The 15476-nt window shown below is 58.3% G+C and carries 17 protein-coding genes; 10 read left to right on the forward strand and 7 right to left on the reverse strand.

All coding sequences use genetic code 11. The annotated features are described in order from the left end of the window. The first annotated feature begins 163 nt into the window (after positions 1-163). Positions 164-1288 (forward strand): beta-ketoacyl-ACP synthase III, encoded by a 1125-nt coding sequence (locus tag GOW98_RS11100; protein WP_170331918.1) that lies wholly within the window; start codon positions 164-166, stop codon positions 1286-1288. Positions 1289-1819: 531 nt separating this feature from the next. Next, a complete protein-coding gene (locus GOW98_RS11105; RefSeq protein WP_170331920.1) occupies positions 1820-2170 on the forward strand; it encodes a hypothetical protein in 351 nt (116 codons plus the stop codon). Positions 2171-2300: 130 nt separating this feature from the next. Here the strand turns inward: GOW98_RS11105 and GOW98_RS11110 are convergent, their stop codons facing one another. Next, entirely contained in the window at positions 2301-2762 is a 462-nt protein-coding gene (locus GOW98_RS11110) for a hypothetical protein (RefSeq protein WP_170331922.1), read from the reverse strand. A 355-nt stretch (positions 2763-3117) separates the two neighbouring features. On the opposite strand from GOW98_RS11110, the gene GOW98_RS11115 reads away from it, so the two are divergent. Continuing rightward, positions 3118-3696 (forward strand): thymidine kinase, encoded by a 579-nt coding sequence (locus GOW98_RS11115; protein ID WP_170331924.1) that lies wholly within the window; start codon positions 3118-3120, stop codon positions 3694-3696. On the opposite strand, the gene GOW98_RS11120 is transcribed toward GOW98_RS11115, so the two are convergent. The 5 genes from GOW98_RS11120 to GOW98_RS11140 all read right to left on the reverse strand — a co-directional run bounded on the left by GOW98_RS11120 (position 3693) and on the right by GOW98_RS11140 (position 6885). After that, complete coding sequence (locus GOW98_RS11120; RefSeq protein WP_170331926.1) at positions 3693-4643, reverse strand: 2-hydroxyacid dehydrogenase; 951 nt, start codon at positions 4641-4643, stop codon at positions 3693-3695. The two genes, GOW98_RS11115 and GOW98_RS11120, sit on opposite strands and share 4 nt — an antisense overlap. Beyond that, a complete protein-coding gene (locus GOW98_RS11125; protein ID WP_170331928.1) occupies positions 4643-4981 on the reverse strand; it encodes a tRNA-binding protein in 339 nt (112 codons plus the stop codon). Before GOW98_RS11125 ends, GOW98_RS11120 begins: the two co-directional genes overlap by 1 nt. After that, positions 4974-5789: a pyrroline-5-carboxylate reductase gene (proC, locus tag GOW98_RS11130; protein WP_170331931.1), complete on the reverse strand. Its 816-nt coding sequence runs from the start codon at positions 5787-5789 to the stop codon at positions 4974-4976. The genes GOW98_RS11125 and proC overlap by 8 nt, the downstream gene beginning before the upstream one ends. 36 nt (positions 5790-5825) lie before the next feature. Beyond that, on the reverse strand, positions 5826-6326 hold the full coding sequence (locus GOW98_RS11135; RefSeq protein ID WP_170331933.1) for a YbjN domain-containing protein: 501 nt from the start codon (positions 6324-6326) through the stop codon (positions 5826-5828). 310 nt (positions 6327-6636) lie between these two features. After that, the gene (locus GOW98_RS11140) at positions 6637-6885 is read right to left on the reverse strand and encodes an accessory factor UbiK family protein (protein WP_050604795.1); all 249 of its coding nucleotides are present in this window, start codon (positions 6883-6885) and stop codon (positions 6637-6639) included. 97 nt (positions 6886-6982) lie between these two features. Here GOW98_RS11140 and lgt point away from each other — a divergent pair, with 97 nt between their 5' ends. From lgt to GOW98_RS11160, 4 genes are all read left to right on the forward strand, one after another. Then, positions 6983-7870 carry a prolipoprotein diacylglyceryl transferase gene (lgt, locus tag GOW98_RS11145; RefSeq protein WP_170331935.1) on the forward strand — a complete coding sequence of 296 codons (888 nt, stop codon included), beginning with the start codon at positions 6983-6985 and terminating at the stop codon, positions 7868-7870. Then, entirely contained in the window at positions 7867-8934 is a 1068-nt protein-coding gene (locus GOW98_RS11150) for a class I SAM-dependent methyltransferase (protein WP_170331937.1), read from the forward strand. Before lgt ends, GOW98_RS11150 begins: the two co-directional genes overlap by 4 nt. Next, on the forward strand, positions 8931-9689 hold the full coding sequence (pgeF, locus tag GOW98_RS11155; RefSeq protein WP_170331939.1) for a peptidoglycan editing factor PgeF: 759 nt from the start codon (positions 8931-8933) through the stop codon (positions 9687-9689). Before GOW98_RS11150 ends, pgeF begins: the two co-directional genes overlap by 4 nt. A 730-nt stretch (positions 9690-10419) precedes the next feature. Beyond that, positions 10420-11202: a Hint domain-containing protein gene (locus GOW98_RS11160; protein ID WP_170331941.1), complete on the forward strand. Its 783-nt coding sequence runs from the start codon at positions 10420-10422 to the stop codon at positions 11200-11202. 116 nt (positions 11203-11318) lie between these two features. Here the strand turns inward: GOW98_RS11160 and GOW98_RS11165 are convergent, their stop codons facing one another. Further along, entirely contained in the window at positions 11319-11819 is a 501-nt protein-coding gene (locus GOW98_RS11165; RefSeq protein ID WP_170331943.1) for an Lrp/AsnC family transcriptional regulator, read from the reverse strand. Positions 11820-12046: 227 nt separating this feature from the next. Here GOW98_RS11165 and trxB point away from each other — a divergent pair, with 227 nt between their 5' ends. From trxB to GOW98_RS11180, 3 genes are read left to right on the forward strand one after another with little or no spacing between them, the layout of a single operon-like run. Further along, the gene (trxB, locus tag GOW98_RS11170) at positions 12047-12988 is read left to right on the forward strand and encodes a thioredoxin-disulfide reductase (RefSeq protein ID WP_170331944.1); all 942 of its coding nucleotides are present in this window, start codon (positions 12047-12049) and stop codon (positions 12986-12988) included. A gap of 4 nt (positions 12989-12992) precedes the next feature. Beyond that, positions 12993-13451 (forward strand): RES family NAD+ phosphorylase, encoded by a 459-nt coding sequence (locus tag GOW98_RS11175; RefSeq protein ID WP_170331946.1) that lies wholly within the window; start codon positions 12993-12995, stop codon positions 13449-13451. 58 nt (positions 13452-13509) lie between these two features. Next, positions 13510-15180: an adenylate/guanylate cyclase domain-containing protein gene (locus GOW98_RS11180; protein WP_170331948.1), complete on the forward strand. Its 1671-nt coding sequence runs from the start codon at positions 13510-13512 to the stop codon at positions 15178-15180. Positions 15181-15476: the final 296 nt, after the last annotated feature.

The following is a 15476-nucleotide window of genomic DNA, read 5'->3' on the forward strand; positions in this document are numbered from 1 at the left end:
ACCCTCCGGATGAGTCAGGACGGTCATATACTTCAAATTATGAACTATTCAAGATATGAAGCTGAAATAGGTTAAAGTCCGCGCATTCCGTTAGGTCACTATACCTTGATCAAACCCAGCTGTGACTGCATTTTAGGCAAACTCGAACCGTCCAGGACCAGCCATGTATACGCCCGCTATCACCGGCACCGGTGTTTTCACCCCCGAAAGCGTCATTACCAATGCCGAGCTTGTCGCCGCCTTCAACGCCTATGCAGACAAGCAGAACGCCGCGAATGCCGACGCGATAGCAGCGGGCGAGGCGGAGCCGATGCAGCATTCGTCCGAAGAGTTCATCCTCAAGGCCTCGGGCATCGAGAACCGCTATGTGATGGACAAATCTGGCGTTCTGGACCCCGACGTGATGCACCCCCTGCTGCGCCAGCGCAGCGATGATCAGCCGGGCATCATGACCGAGATGGCGCTGGACGCCTGCAAAAAAGCACTGGCGCATGCCGGTCGCAGTGCCGAGGATGTCGATCTCGTGATTTGCGCCGCTTCGAACCATGAACGCGCCTATCCGGCGATTGCGATCGAGATCCAGCAGGCGTTGGGGATCAAAGGGTTCGGATTCGATATGAACGTCGCCTGTTCCTCGGCCACGTTCGGCATTCAGGCAGCAGCGGATATGATCCGCTCGGGTTCGGTGCGGTCGGCGCTGGTGGTGAACCCCGAGATTTGTTCGGGCCATCTGGAATGGCGCGACCGCGACTGCCACTTTATCTTTGGCGATGTGGCGACGGCCACGCTGGTCGAACGGCTCGAAGACGCGCAAGGGCCGCATTTCGAAATCCTCTCGACCCGCTGTGCCACGTCGTTTTCGAACAACATCCGCAACAACAACGGCTTCCTGCGCCGCTCGCGCCCCGCCGGAGTGGTTGATCGACGCGACATGCAGTTCATGCAGAACGGTCGAAAGGTGTTCAAGGAAGTTCTGCCCATGGTTAGCAAACACATCTCAGACCACATGGAGGCAGAGGGGCTGACCAGCAGCGACCTCAAGCGCCTGTGGTTGCATCAGGCCAACAAGACGATGAACGATTTTATCGGTAAAAAGGTGCTGGGCCGCGAGCCCGAGGCCGGTGAGCAACCCAACATCCTGCAAGACTATGCGAACACGTCCTCCGCCGGATCGATCATTGCGTTTTCCAAGTATTCAGATGATTTGGCAGACGGAGATGTTGGGCTGATCTGCTCGTTCGGGGCCGGGTATTCGGTAGGTTCTGTTATAGTGAAGCGGCACGGGTAGTGGGCTGTTTCCAGAATTCGCACAAAAGAGTGTTCGACTGTCTGTTTTGGAGCCCAAACTGCACGCGTACTACTTCCTAAATCGCCCATAGTATTGGCCCAATCGAACAGCGTGTTGCAAGGAGCACCCGATGGGCTGTGTTTACGGTGCGCAGTTCGCCTAGCGCGTTGACCCTGTACGCTGATACCACTTACGAAAAAGCCGAGAAGCAGGGCGTATTCAACAGCAAGGTAATTTCCAACAGTGACTAAAACTACAATCAGCCCTTTACTCGTTGGGCTCATGCTACTGGCGGCGTGCACCGAGACAACTCCTGACTCAAGTTTTTTGCCATCGAAGCAATCCTTGACCACTTATGGTTCCTTCGAGATTCGACAGTACTCCGACCAACAGCTTTCCACGAAGGCGCGAAATGCCTTTGACGGTGCTGTCAACCGAGTAGACGGAGCGTTTGGAGCGTTTTACATTCGACCAGATGGTCGCGCATGGGGTTTAGTGACAGGCCTTTATTCAGAGATTGACGCAAAACGAATGGCGAAGATCGACTGTGATATTGTGTCTGGAGCAGACTGTATCCTATACGCAACTTTTGTTCCTCGAGATGAGCCTACAGAACATACAATACCCAATAATCATGCGGGCGTATTGGCCAAGGCAAAACGGGCCACAACACCGGGCCACTATCTCGCGATTGCAAGCAATCCAGCTGGCTACACAGGATTTGGCATCGACTATGCCACCCAAGCAGAAGCGAAAAGTAACGCGATAAAGGCTTGCGCAGAGTCTACCCAAACAGGTTTGGCAAATGAAGAGTCTCGGTTTAGATCAGCCTACGAAGCGGCCGGATTGTTGGAATGCAAAGTTTTCGGTGTTTATCGCTGACCAGCCATTTTACAGATAGTCATTCTTACCGGCTTCATCATTGAAAAGGTCGACGTCGCCTTTGTCCGCACAGCGAACGCTCTAAACCCGTGTCGGCAACCCTTCCTCCCGAGAAGGTTAGCGATTAGACTCAGCTCACGCTTTCCTCTTCCAGATGCAGCTTCATCTCGATCAGAACCTGCTGCAAAAGGCTGGTTTCTTTCAGCAGGCGCTTGGCCTCGTTCACGGTGATGATACCGTCTTCGATGGCGGCCTGATATTCGGTCATCAACATCGCGAACCGTTGGCTCAGAGCAATGACGTCCGAGTTCACCCCACCAGTACGCGGCGTGTCTGTGTTCCGCCCGTCATAGGACAAAGTGATGTTTTTCAGATCGGCCAGCGCCGAGGTCACATGCGGGTAGGTCGAAACGGCCTCAAGCCGGGCCACAGCATCCACCGGCATAAACCGGTCCGTGTGTTCGGCATTGTCTGAGTAATACCGTCCAAGTGTCGCCTTGGATTTTCCGGTGATATCGCATGCCGCTTCAATGCCGACATCTTTGACCAATGCTTCGGTGTGTTTTTTCAGATAGGCCCCGATATCTGCCATGTTTTCACCTTTTCTGCCTGTATCCCCCACAACATCTGCCCTTGTGGGGGAAAGGGAAAAGAAATTTCCCATACTCCAGTCATAATTGAAATGTCATAAATTGGCTATCCCTCAGATATGCAGGGATTTTGTGAGTGAGTGGCGGCTGTTGCAGCCGGTAACGAGTAATTGCGAGGCTGTATATTCACCTCGCTCAGTATTGGCCACGTGTTGGCCAACGACGTCGCTGTTGTTGACGCAGGGATTCCATCCCCCTTGAGCCTAGGCTCGGCCCCTGCAACAACAATGGCGACGTCGCCTTTTCGTGGACATTGGCATCTTGCCCAAGGGGAGCTGGCAATCTAGACCCGGACGCATGGCAAAGCTCTACTTCAACTACTCCACCATGAACGCGGGCAAATCGACCGTGTTGCTGCAGGCCTCGCACAACTATCGCGAGAGGGGCATGGATACCTATCTTATGACCGCGGCGCTGGATGGGCGGGCCGGAGTGGGTAAGATCGCCTCACGGATCGGGATTTCCGCCGAGGCCGATACATTCTCGGTCGGTGATGACGTGTTTGCGATGATTGAAGCGCGCCTGAACCGGGGAGAAATCGCCTGCGTCTTTGTCGACGAGGCGCAGTTTCTGACCGAAGCGCAAGTCTGGCAACTGGCACGCGCCGTGGATGATCTGCGTGTTCCGGTATTGGCCTATGGGCTGCGGGTGGATTTTCAGGGGCGCCTGTTCCCTGGCTCGGCGGCCCTGCTGGCGTTGGCCGATGAGATGCGAGAGGTCCGCACGATCTGCAAATGCGGTCGCAAGGCGACGATGGTGATTCGTCAGGACGAGAACGGCAATACCATCACCGAAGGCGCACAGGTGCAGATCGGCGGGAACGAGACCTATGTCTCGCTCTGCCGCAAACACTGGCGCGAGGCGGTCGGGTCTTAAACCGGGTTCGGCAGCGGGCGACCCGCGACAAAGGCCGCGACGTTGTCCAGCGCCATGTGGCCCATATCGGAGCGCACTTCCTCGGTTGCGGTGCCCAGGTGGGGCAGAAGGGTTACGTTCTGCATATCACGCAAAGCCTGCGGGACGGCGGGTTCGAATTCGTAAACGTCCAGCCCTGCCCCCGCAATCTCGCCGGTTTGCAATGCCGCAATCAGGGCCGACTCGTCCACAACCTCGCCACGCGCGATATTGATCAAGATAGCCGAGGGGTTCATCGCCCCAAGCACCAAAGCGTTGATCAGGTGACGGGTTTCGTCACCGCCGGGGACAGCAAGGATCAGGAAATCGACAGACCCGGCCAGCGCTTTGAGATCGTCAGTGTACACGGCCGGAAAGTCCAAGTCTTTGGCGCTGCGCGACTGGTATGCAACTTGCATTCCGAACCCGAAATGACACCGTTGCGCGATGGCCTGACCGATGCGCCCCATGCCGACAATACCAACCCGTTTGCCGGTGACGTGATGGCCCAGCATCTGCGTCGGGTGCCAGCCTTGCCACTCGCCTGCCCGAACCAGACGTTCGCCTTCACCCGCGCGGCGGGCGGTGGATAACAGCAGGGTCATGGCGATGTCGGCGGTGGCATCGGTGACCGCGCCGGGCGTGTTGGTGACAACAACGCCAGCGGAACGCGCGGCGTCCACATTGATGTGATTGTAGCCAACGCCAAAATTCGCCAGCAGTTTGCAGCGGGGATTGGGCGCGTCGGCGAACACCTGAGCCGAGAAAAGATCGCCCAGAGTGGGCACAACGACATCGAAGTCCGTCAGCGCGCGCAGCATCTCATCGTGGGTCATCGGCAGCGTTTCACCGCGGATCTCGACATCGAACTCGGCGCGGGCGCGGGCCTCGACGGCGGCGGTCATCGGGCGGGCGATAAACAGTCTCATCAGTGCATCCGCCCGCCGACAGGAACCTCGCCATCCGGCCCGATCAGAACGATCTCACCGTTTTCATCCGGCAGGCCCAGCACCAGAACTTCGGACATAAAGCGGCCGATCTGGCGTGGTGGGAAGTTGACCACGGCCATCACCTGCTTGCCCACCAGCGACGCGGGATCGTAATGCGCGGTGACCTGGGCCGAGGTTTTCCGCTCCCCAATCTCATCGCCGAAATCGATCCACATCTTGATCGCGGGCTTGCGGGCCTCGGGGTAAGGTTCGGCGCGGGTCACCTCGCCCACGCGGATATCGACCTTGAGAAAATCGTCAAAGGTAATCTCACTCACGGGACAGCTCCTTGGATCGGTCGGTGGCGGCTTTGACCGCGCGGTGCAGCAGGTCAGGGAAGCCTTCTTCTTCGTGCATGAGTACCTCAAGTGCCGCCTGTGTGGTGCCATTGGGCGACGTCACATTGATGCGGAGTTGCGAGGGGTCTTCCTCGGCCGCCATCGCCAGCGCACCTGCACCGGCAACGGTGGACTTGGCCAGCTTCATTGCCAGTTCATGCGGCAATCCCTGCGCCTGACCAGCAGCGGCAAGGGTTTCGATCAGGTGGAATACATAAGCCGGACCCGAACCACTGAGGCCAGTGACAGCGTCCATCTGCGCCTCATCATCAAGCCGGACGGTCTCGCCAATCGCCGACAGCAGATCTTGGGCCAGCGCGACATCGGCATCCGAGGCAACAGAATTGCCGATCAGCGCGGTGATTCCCTGCCGGATCGCGGCAGGTGTGTTCGGCATGGCGCGCACGATCGGCGTTCCCTCACCCAATACGGCTTCGAATGTCGCAATCGAGGTGCCAGCAGCAACCGAGACGAACAGGCTGCCCCCGCCGCCCAGCGCCTTGATCGCGGGCAAAGCCTCACCCATCATCTGCGGCTTGACGGCCACCAGCACTACCGCAGGTGCTTCGGGCAAGGGCGTGTTGATGTTAACGCCCTGCGCCTTCAACCAGTCCGAGGGGTTCGGGTCGATCACCCAGACGGCTGACGCAGGAAGGCCATGCTCCAACCATCCGGCGAGCATGGCCGATCCCATCTTGCCGCAGCCCAGAAGCACCAGCCCCTGCTCGGCGACGCGTGACATGTCCATGATTGCCCCTCCCCTTAGTCGGCTTGGGGCAAAGCTTTACGCGCGGCCGTAGGCCTCTGCAATGGCGACTTGCATCGCTTCTTCCGGAGTACGGTTACCCCATGTGACCAGTTGGATCGCAGGGTAGAACCGCTCGGCGCTCAGCACCGCTGCGTTGATCAGGGTATCGATCTGTTCGGGGCTGGCCATCTGACCACCCGCCAGCACCAGGCCGTACCGATAGACCATCAGTTTCTGATTGGCCCAATAGGTGAACGCCCCCGCCCAGCACTGATCGTTCATCTTGTTCAGCAGCTCGTACAAAACGCCTTCACGCTCGGACGGCGGCTCCATTTCAAAGGAACAGACCATCCGAAGGGTCTCGTCATAGTGCGACCAGGCCAAAGTGATCGAGTATGTGCGCCACTGCCCTTCGACAGCCATAGCGATCTGATCATCCCCGATCCGGTCAAAGTCCCAGTCGTGGTGTTCAGCCAAATGTTCAACAATATCGATAGGATGAAGGTCTTCTTCGAGAAACTGCTCGGAAAGGGCCATAATGCCACCTCACTAATCTCTAGCATTTCGGGGCTGGCAGCGCCCCAGCGCTAGTTGCCTGCTCTACAAGCCGGGCTTCCCCCGTAGGCCTGTACTAAATATGGTGCGACGCAAGATGGGTTCTGGCAACCCTATTTATTGGGGATAACAGCAATAAGTTGTGGACGAATGGCCACGGCGATCAAAATATTGGCACATCACGCAGCTTTGTCTTGATTAAATTCTGCAAGGCGGCAAGATACACAACACCGCACAAACCGGGCTGGATTGCGCGGCGAATGGCTTATTCTAAAAATTTCTGAGTCGGACGTTACTTGTCCAGTTTTGCCTCAAGCGCGGCAATGCGCGCCTCAAGCGCAGCATTCTCTTCACGCGCCTTCTGAGCCATCGCGCGGACGGCATCGAATTCCTCGCGCGTGACGAAATCGCGGTCAGCCAGCCAACGGTCGATCATCGACTTCATCGCGTTCTCGGCTTCTTCGCGCGCGCCCTGAGCTACACCCATGGCGTTGGTCATCAGTTGGGAAACGTCATCGAGGATCTTGTTGCGGGTTTGCATGGTTTTACTCCGAAATCGCGGTTGGTCTCTATATGGGGAATGATTGACGCGGGCTCAAGGTTGACTTGCCCCGCAAACCCCGGGCAATGAGACGCACATGCAGGCTGTTCTGAATTTCCCCGATCTGTCACCCGAATTGTTCTCGATCTCGTTGTTCGGGATGGAGTTCGCGCTGCGGTGGTACGCGCTGGCCTATATCGCCGGTATCCTGATCGCTTGGCGGATAGGGGTCATGGCGCTGAAGCGCCCGGGCCTGTGGCCCAACAAGACACCACCAATGAAGCCCGAACAGCTTGAGGATCTGATCACCTGGATCATCATCGGTGTGATTCTGGGTGGGCGCCTGGGGTTCGTGCTGTTCTATCAACCTGCTTATTACCTTTCGAACCCGGTGGAGATTCTGCAAGTCTGGCAGGGCGGCATGGCTTTTCATGGCGGGCTGCTGGGTGTGGTGATCGCCTCTTACCTCTATGCGCGCCGTCACCAAATTCCGATTCTGTCCATGGCCGACCTGATCGCACATACAGTACCGCCGGGGTTGCTGCTCGGGCGTCTGGCGAATTTCATCAACGCGGAACTTTGGGGGCGGCCCAGTGAGTTGCCTTGGGCTGTTATCTTTCCGGGGGCGGCCGCACAGGATTGCCCCGGCGTGGTCGCGGGCATGTGCGCGCGGCATCCGTCGCAACTCTATGAAGCCGCGCTGGAAGGACTGCTGCTAGGCACCCTGCTGCTGTGGCTGGTCTACCGGCGCGGAGCTTTCCACAAGCCCGGCCTGATCATGGGGCTGTTCATGGCGGGTTATGGCGCCTCGCGGTTCATTGTCGAGTTCTTCCGGCAGCCTGACGCACAGTTCATCTCGGTCGGTAACCCGCTGGGTCTGGCCCTGCAGGTCGGCGGCTATGGCCTGACGATGGGGCAATTGCTGTCGCTACCGATGATTGCGCTTGGATTGTGGTTCGCCTTGCGTGCAAGATCGGTTTCATGAGCCTGAAAGATCATCTGTTGGCGCGGATCGCGCAGGACGGCCCGATGAGCGTGGCCGACTATATGACCGAATGCCTGCTGCACCCGACACATGGTTATTACACCACCCGTGACCCTCTGGGCGCGCAGGGGGATTTCATCACGGCCCCGGAAATCAGCCAGATGTTCGGAGAACTGATTGGCCTGTCTCTGGCACAGAGCTGGCTGGATCAGGGGCATCCTGAGCGTTTCGTGCTGGCCGAGCTTGGCCCGGGACGCGGTACGCTGATGGCGGATATGCTGCGCGCCACGGCCCGCGTGCCAGGGTTTCTTGATGCTGCAGAGGTGGTGCTGGTCGAGGCTTCGCCCACCCTGCGGGACATTCAGGCGGAGACCTTAAAGGACCATAACCCGCGCTGGATCGATTCGGTTGCGGACCTGCCCGACGCCCCTCTGTTTCTGGTCGCGAACGAGTTCTTCGACGTCCTGCCCATCCGCCAGTTTCTGCGTGACGGCGATGGCTGGCGCGAACGTCTGATCGGTCTGGATGGCGACGCACTGACCTGGGGACTGGGACCGCTGGGTGAACAGGTTGCGCTGAAAGATCGGCTGGATGACACAAGAGATGGCGATCTGGTGGAACTTTGCACCGCGGCGATTCCCATCATCACTGTAATCGCCGGGCGAATCGGCACCCATGGCGGGGCCGGTCTGATTGTGGATTATGGCGACTGGCATTCACAAGGTGACACGTTTCAGGCGTTGCAGGCGCATGAACGCACCGACCCTTTGGCCCTGCCCGGTCAAGCCGACCTGACAGCGCATGTGGATTTCGAGCCATTGGCTCTGGCGACCCGCGCGGCAGGATGCGCTCATTCGCGCCTGACACCGCAAGGCGTGTTCCTTGAACGGCTGGGAATCACCACCCGCGCACAAATATTGGCAGAACCGCTCGGCGGGTCTGAGCTTGAAGCGCTGACTGCCGCACATCACCGGTTGACGCACCCCGAGGAAATGGGAAACCTGTTCAAGGTGCTGGCCCTCTACCCCACCCCTTCCTCGCCACCACCGGGACTAGAGCCATGACCCTGGAAATTCTGACCTCAGATTTGCTATCGCCCCTGCGTCACGGGTTCTTCAGCCGCCGCGGAGGCGCCTCATCCGGTGTATTTTCCGGCCTCAATTGTGGGTACGGTTCATCCGACCAAACCGAGGCCGTTTCAGTGAATCGCGAACGGGTGGCGCGGGCGTTGGACGTCGCACCTGCGGAACTGATCGGCGTTCATCAGGTGCACTCGCCGACCGTTCTGACCGTCGATTCCCCGCTCAATGGCGAAAAACCCAAGGCCGATGCGGTGGTCACGGCAACACCCGGTCTGGCCCTGACGATTCTCACCGCCGATTGCCAACCGGTTCTGTTCGCCGATACTGACGCAAACGTGATCGGGGCCGCCCATGCCGGGTGGCGGGGCGCTCTGGACGGGGTGCTTGAGGAAACGCTGGACGCAATGGAAGCCTTGGGCGCGAAGCGGGAAAACACCGTGGCCGTGATCGGCCCGTCGATCTCGCAACGCGCCTATGAGGTAGGCCCCGAGTTTCTGGACGAGTTCGTCGCCGATTCTCCGGAAAACCTGCAATTCTTCGCAAATGGCAACGGGGACCGGCTGCAATTCGACCTGCCCGCTTTTGGACTGCACCGGCTGCGTCAGGCGGGGGTCGGTCAGGCCGAGTGGACACGCCACTGCACCTATTCCGACCCGGACAGATTCTATTCCTACCGCCGGTCGACCCACGCGAAAGAGGCCGATTATGGCCGCCTGATTTCCGCTATCAGACTTTAAGACCGCGCAGGGACAACTGCGGACTCGCCGCTTTTTCGCCACAATCTTTTGCCTATCTGAGTCGCAACTTTTTGACTTATTTGTCCGCACTCAGGGGCCACCTATCAAAACCTCAGCAGAGCGTGACGCGTCCGGAAAAGAGGAATCGCAAACCGTTCTTTGTCCCGAATTCATCCCGGATCAGCCTTATCGCTGCCGCAATGGCACTGCAGGTTAAGGCTTCAGAAGGAAACCGGGGCAAAAGCCCCCAATGCGGGCAGGAACATAGCATGAAGACGAAATCACGCTTTCTCAGCGCCGTGGTTGCGGCCACCAGAGAGCACGAATTGGAGATGCCGTGGAAACGAGTCTCCAGTCACTCGGTCAGGGTCGCACGCCGATTGGCAGTTCGCCGCTGACCGTAAATGCCCAAGGGACCAAGCTGCCGGTCCCAGAGGCCAAGACGCACACCGGAGGGGTGCTCCGATCCGATGTGCGACCTGTCGCGACAATTGTACGCGTTTCAGGTTCGGAGCTTGTGTGCGCCGGCAATTTCGCCAGCGTTTGTGTGAGTTTGTTTGGGGGGTCAATGTAGTGACCAAAAACGTGGGAATTTTCATCGCGACAAGCGTCCTGTGCGCCTGCCGCCCTGCGGTCGCCACCTTCCTTCGAGACAAGAGTAAATCCGATAAGGCGGGCCTGCACGGGGGTTCAGTCTGTCTGTTCGGACGTTAGAGGGGAAATAATTGTAATGGACATTCCACGTTCATTGTCGCGCGCTGCCAGAAATGCCGTCGAGACGTCGGCATTGCTACGCGACGCGCCAAGACCAACAACACAGAAAAAGGCGCAGCTGCGGCGCTATGAAGTCAGCACGCTGATGAAAAACGGGGATGTCGTACAGACCCGGCACATTGCACCTGCCCTGCCAATGTTCGAAGATGCCTTCTGCGCCTTTACGCGTGGATCTTTGGTCGAAACCGAGTTCGGACCGATGGCGATCGAAGACCTGCTGCCCGGCGATACCGTTCTGACGCAGAACGGAACCTCGGAAACGGTGCTGTGGAAAGGCTCGGTTACCTTGATTCCCGGACGCGAGGACTTCCGCGGCCGGACGCGGCCGCTGACACGGATCATGGCTGACACGTTCGGAATGCAAAAGCCAATGTCGGGTGTCATCGCAGGACCCGCTGCGCGGCTACTGGGAACGCCCACACATCTTCGCCATCTACACGGTGACGATCAGGTCCTGACCCCGATCCACGAGTTTCAAGACGGCATGAGCGTCATTGAAACGCTGCCACCAACACCGATCGAGCTGTTTCATATATGTCTCAAACGCCACGCTGTTATCAGGGTCGACGGGCTGCAATTCGAGTCCTATCATCCAGGTGTTAACGCCATACGGATGGTCAGTCAGTCACTGAAGTCGATCTATCTGAACCTGTTTGCGCATATCGACACGCTGAACGACTTCGGGCCGTTGGCGCTGCCGCGCGCAGGGGATGGAGAGATGGATGCGATAACAGCCTAAATCCGGGTAAATTCTGCAATGTGGGGGCATTATGCAGTTATTAATAAGTTGGGTCTTTTACATGTTGGTGGCAGCCTTTCTGCCACCAATGAAACCGCATCCGAAGGGGGCAGCGGTTACGCCGTCCGGCTCATTCGTTCTTCCAGAACATCAAAGGGCACGCCGGGTTCGTCTTTTGCGCCGCGAATGACGAGCGAAGTCTTGACGCTGGCCACGTTCGGCGTGGTCAGCAGATCGCCTGTCAGGAACTGCTGAAAGCTGCTCAGATCCGGTGCGACGCATTTCAGGATAAAGTCCACCTCGCCGTTCAGCATGTGGCATTCCCGCACCAACGGCCATTCACGGCAGCGTTCCTCGAAGGCGCTCAGTTCGGATTCGGCCTGGCTTTCCAGACCGACCATAGCAAAGACCTGAACCTCGAATCCCAGCTCGCGCGAGTTCACTTCGGCGTGGTAGCCGCGGATCAGGCCCGATTCTTCCAACGTCCGCACCCGCCGCAGGCACGGAGGCGCAGAAATACCCACGCGCTTTGCCAGTTCGACATTGGTCATGCGGCCGTCTGCCTGCAATTCCGCCAGAATCTTCCGGTCAATCTCATCCAGCCGTATCGCGACCATCGCATGCTCCTGATTTTTCGGTTGTTATATCAGCACCCGGCGGATGCGCAATAATCTTTCGCGGTCGCGCAATATTGTTTATTTTCAATGTCCTTTTTTTTAAGCGCCATTCTCAGGGCGCATAACGGATGTGAAACAGGAAGGGGCTTTAAGCGCGGCACTGGGGTCGCTATATCCATCGGCCAAGGGCCGCGCGCCCAAATCAGGCAGATCGAGTTGGGGGTACCATGGCCGAAACACGTCACACCAAGGTTCTGATCATCGGATCGGGACCGGCCGGTTACACTGCGGGCGTATACGCAAGCCGCGCAATGCTGAAGCCGATTCTGGTTCAGGGCATCGAGCCCGGCGGTCAGCTGACAACCACCACAGATGTCGAGAATTACCCCGGCTTCACCGAAGTTCAGGGTCCTGATCTGATGATCAAGATGCAAGAGCACGCTCAGGCCATGGGTTGTGAGGTGATCGGGGACATTATCAGCGATCTGGATGTCTCGAAACGCCCCTTCACCGCCAAGGGCGACAGCGGCACCACCTACACCGCCGATGCCGTCATTCTGGCCACCGGCGCACGTGCGAAATGGCTGGGCCTGCCCTCTGAAGAAAAGTTCAAAGGCTTTGGCGTGTCTGCCTGTGCCACCTGCGACGGGTTCTTCTATCGCGGCCAGGAGATCGTGGTGATCGGCGGCGGCAACACCGCCGTGGAGGAGGCGCTGTTCCTGACCAACTTCGCCAGCAAGGTGACTCTGGTCCACCGCCGCGACGAATTGCGGGCCGAGAAAATCCTGCAGGATCGCCTGCTGAAGCACGAAAAGATCGAGCCGCTGTGGTTCCACGAGCTGGAAGAAGTGGTCGGCACCGATGCCCCGCTGGGTGTCGAAGGCGTGCGCGTCAAGAACGTCAAAACCGGCGAGATTACCGAGATCCCCTGTAAAGGCGTGTTTGTCGCCATCGGCCACGCGCCTGCCAACGAACTGGTCAAGGACTCGCTGGAAACCCATATGGGCGGTTATGTCGTGACCAAGCCGGGTTCGACCGAGACCTCGGTGCCCGGTGTCTTCGCCGCTGGTGACCTGACCGACCACATTTATCGTCAGGCCGTCACCAGCGCCGGAATGGGCTGCATGGCCGCGCTGGACGCAGAACGCTTCCTGGCGGAGCAGGACTGACCCAGTGCTGGAATTCTCCGGCCCCGTCTGGAGAATTCTGTTTCTGTCACAGATCGACGCCCCTCTGGCCCCTGCAAAAGCGCCCGAGGGGCGTTTTCATTATGCGGGGCAGACAGCCCTGTACGCCTCTCTCAGCGCAGAGGGTGCCGGTGTTGCAATCCGTAGGTATGTCTCGGACGGTGACCCGCCACGGGTCTTGCAACGCGCCCGCATCACGAAGGCACGGTTGATGGACTTAAGCGGGCGACCCGACGTTTCGATTGTCTGGCAAGACATCCACGACGCTCAGGGGTGTTCACCCACTTGGCAGTGTTCCGACGAAGCCCGCGCGATGGGCGCCGATGGGTTGCTGTACAGCTCTCGCTCGCGCCCCGAACTCAGCCATGTGGTGCTGTTCAACATCTCCCCTGCCTTGATCCGCACGGATGCTTCGGCAACCGAATGGATTCCGTCTTATTCTTGACCCACTCGCTTACGCGTATCAGACTCATGCCCAAGCAAAGCGAATGCAGGTGATCTGATTGAGTAGCGTTCTATGGCAAGGCGGGTGGGCAACCCGGCTGAGGATCGGCAGTGGCCTGATCCTGTTCACCTTTGCCTTCTTCCACTTCATCAATATCGGACTGGGGCTGTTTCACACCGATTACCTTCACGGCATGCAGGATGGGCGCAAAACCGTCACGCGCCACGATGCCATGAGCGTGGTTTTATATGCCGCCTTGCTGATACATGCCGGGCTCGCATTGTACTCGATCAGCCAACGCAGAACGTTACGGATGCCGTTTTCAACCGGGTTGCAGGTTGTGCTTGGCTTGCTGATCCCGCTGCAACTGATCTCACACATCGTGCAAACGCGCTATGCGCATGAAATCTATGATGTAAATGACGAAATGGGTTATATCATCGTCCTGATGTGGCCCGGCACCGTGATCTGGATGCAAAGCCTGCTTTTGCTTGTGGTGTGGGTGCACGGCTGCATCGGACTGCATATGTGGCTGCGGTTGACCCGTTGGTGGTCAAAAACCGTGCCCTATCTGATCGGTCTGGCGGTGTTTATCCCCTCCTTCGCTTTGGCTGGGCTGCTGACCGAAGGGCGTCGTATCTGGGCGGATTTTGCCGACCCTTTCCTGCGTGAGCAGTATATCGAGCATTATAACTGGCCTTCACCCGAGGCCTTCGAGGCCATGTTCAGCGTCAAGGACAATGCGCTGATGGCTTTTTGGATCGCGCTTGGGACCGCGCTGGCGGTCTACGCGCTTCGCAAATTGTGGCGTCGCAGGCATTCCGTACGTGTAAAATATGTCGAAGGTCCCGAAGTTGTGGCTGAAAAGGGCATGACACTGCTTGAGATTTCGCAGGCCAACGGCGTTCCGCATACCGCCCTGTGCGGCGGCAAGGGGCGCTGCACGACATGCCGGGTGATCGTCGAGGATGGCGCAGAAAACCTCCCTGCGCCTGGCGAAATAGAGGCCCGAAGCCTCGCTGCCGTTGGCGCTCCAAACGGGGCGCGGCTGGCCTGTCAGATTCGTCCGACCGAACCGCTTACTGCGTATCGCATGTTCCGCCCGGAAGGAGGACGACACCGAGCCCATGCCAGCCAGGGGCAAGAACGCAAATTGGCCGTTCTGTTTCTGGATATGCGCGGGTTCACATCGCGCACTACCGGTCAATTGCCCTATGACATCGTGTTCCTGCTGAACCGGTTCTTCGACGCCATCGTTCCGTCGATCACCGCAGATGGCGGCGTGGTCGACAAATACATGGGCGACGGCCTACTGGCGGTATTCGAAACGCCTGACACGGAAAGCTCGGCTCGCGCCGGATTGAAAGCTGCGATGGACGTCAGCGGTGCTCTCGCGCAGTTCAACCAGCGGCTTGAGGCCGAGGGCAGCCCCCGAATACGCATCGGGATGGGGCTGCATCTGGGCGATCTGGTGCTGGGGGAAATCGGTGCTGCGGGCCATGCTGCACGCACCATCATCGGCGACGCAGTCAACGTAGCCAGTCGGCTGGAGGGGGAAACCAAGGCGCTGGGGGTTGAGCTTCTGGTTTCAGCCGAACTGCTGCAGGCGGCAGGGTATGAGGGTGATCAAACCCACATGAGGCGTTTTGAGCTGCGCGGCGTGACACGCCCGATTCCAGCCCTGCCTGTGGCAAGTGCTTCGGAGTTGCTGCTAACTAGCACAGGATAGGAACACTTGTGCTGAATCCGCGCCTCGACCTCTGATTAATGGGAATTAAGTCGCAAAAAACTCTCTACCTGCGAAAAATCCTTCCAATTCGAGAAAAAACCACACATATCGTCCTTAATTCTATGAATGTATATGGACTTCAATCAGCAGTCGGGACACATACCTCGCAAATACCCCTGAACCACCGGTAAAACCGCACTTCGACAAGAGTATTCCTATGACGATGTTAAGCAATCTAGCTCCGATCTCCGAGTTGTATGTATCTTATGACTCGGCTCAAAAGCTGAAAGTGGAGG

It is taken from the genome of Ruegeria arenilitoris, from assembly GCF_013032445.1.
In the GTDB taxonomy this organism is placed as follows: Bacteria; Pseudomonadota; Alphaproteobacteria; order Rhodobacterales; family Rhodobacteraceae; genus Ruegeria; species Ruegeria arenilitoris_F.

What these genes read in the sequence shown, in the direction of transcription:
- GOW98_RS11100 (WP_170331918.1), top strand. Translation starts at nt 164, where the DNA reads ATGTATACGCCCGCTATCACCGGCACCGGTGTTTTCACCCCCGAAAGC.
- GOW98_RS11105 (WP_170331920.1), top strand. Translation starts at nt 1,820, where the DNA reads ATGGCGAAGATCGACTGTGATATTGTGTCTGGAGCAGACTGTATCCTA.
- GOW98_RS11110 (WP_170331922.1), bottom strand. Translation starts at nt 2,762, where the DNA reads ATGGCAGATATCGGGGCCTATCTGAAAAAACACACCGAAGCATTGGTC.
- GOW98_RS11115 (WP_170331924.1), top strand. Translation starts at nt 3,118, where the DNA reads ATGGCAAAGCTCTACTTCAACTACTCCACCATGAACGCGGGCAAATCG.
- GOW98_RS11120 (WP_170331926.1), bottom strand. Translation starts at nt 4,643, where the DNA reads ATGAGACTGTTTATCGCCCGCCCGATGACCGCCGCCGTCGAGGCCCGC.
- proC (WP_170331931.1), bottom strand. Translation starts at nt 5,789, where the DNA reads ATGGACATGTCACGCGTCGCCGAGCAGGGGCTGGTGCTTCTGGGCTGC.
- GOW98_RS11135 (WP_170331933.1), bottom strand. Translation starts at nt 6,326, where the DNA reads ATGGCCCTTTCCGAGCAGTTTCTCGAAGAAGACCTTCATCCTATCGAT.
- GOW98_RS11140 (WP_050604795.1), bottom strand. Translation starts at nt 6,885, where the DNA reads ATGCAAACCCGCAACAAGATCCTCGATGACGTTTCCCAACTGATGACC.
- lgt (WP_170331935.1), top strand. Translation starts at nt 6,983, where the DNA reads ATGCAGGCTGTTCTGAATTTCCCCGATCTGTCACCCGAATTGTTCTCG.
- GOW98_RS11150 (WP_170331937.1), top strand. Translation starts at nt 7,867, where the DNA reads ATGAGCCTGAAAGATCATCTGTTGGCGCGGATCGCGCAGGACGGCCCG.
- pgeF (WP_170331939.1), top strand. Translation starts at nt 8,931, where the DNA reads ATGACCCTGGAAATTCTGACCTCAGATTTGCTATCGCCCCTGCGTCAC.
- GOW98_RS11160 (WP_170331941.1), top strand. Translation starts at nt 10,420, where the DNA reads ATGGACATTCCACGTTCATTGTCGCGCGCTGCCAGAAATGCCGTCGAG.
- GOW98_RS11165 (WP_170331943.1), bottom strand. Translation starts at nt 11,819, where the DNA reads ATGGTCGCGATACGGCTGGATGAGATTGACCGGAAGATTCTGGCGGAA.
- trxB (WP_170331944.1), top strand. Translation starts at nt 12,047, where the DNA reads ATGGCCGAAACACGTCACACCAAGGTTCTGATCATCGGATCGGGACCG.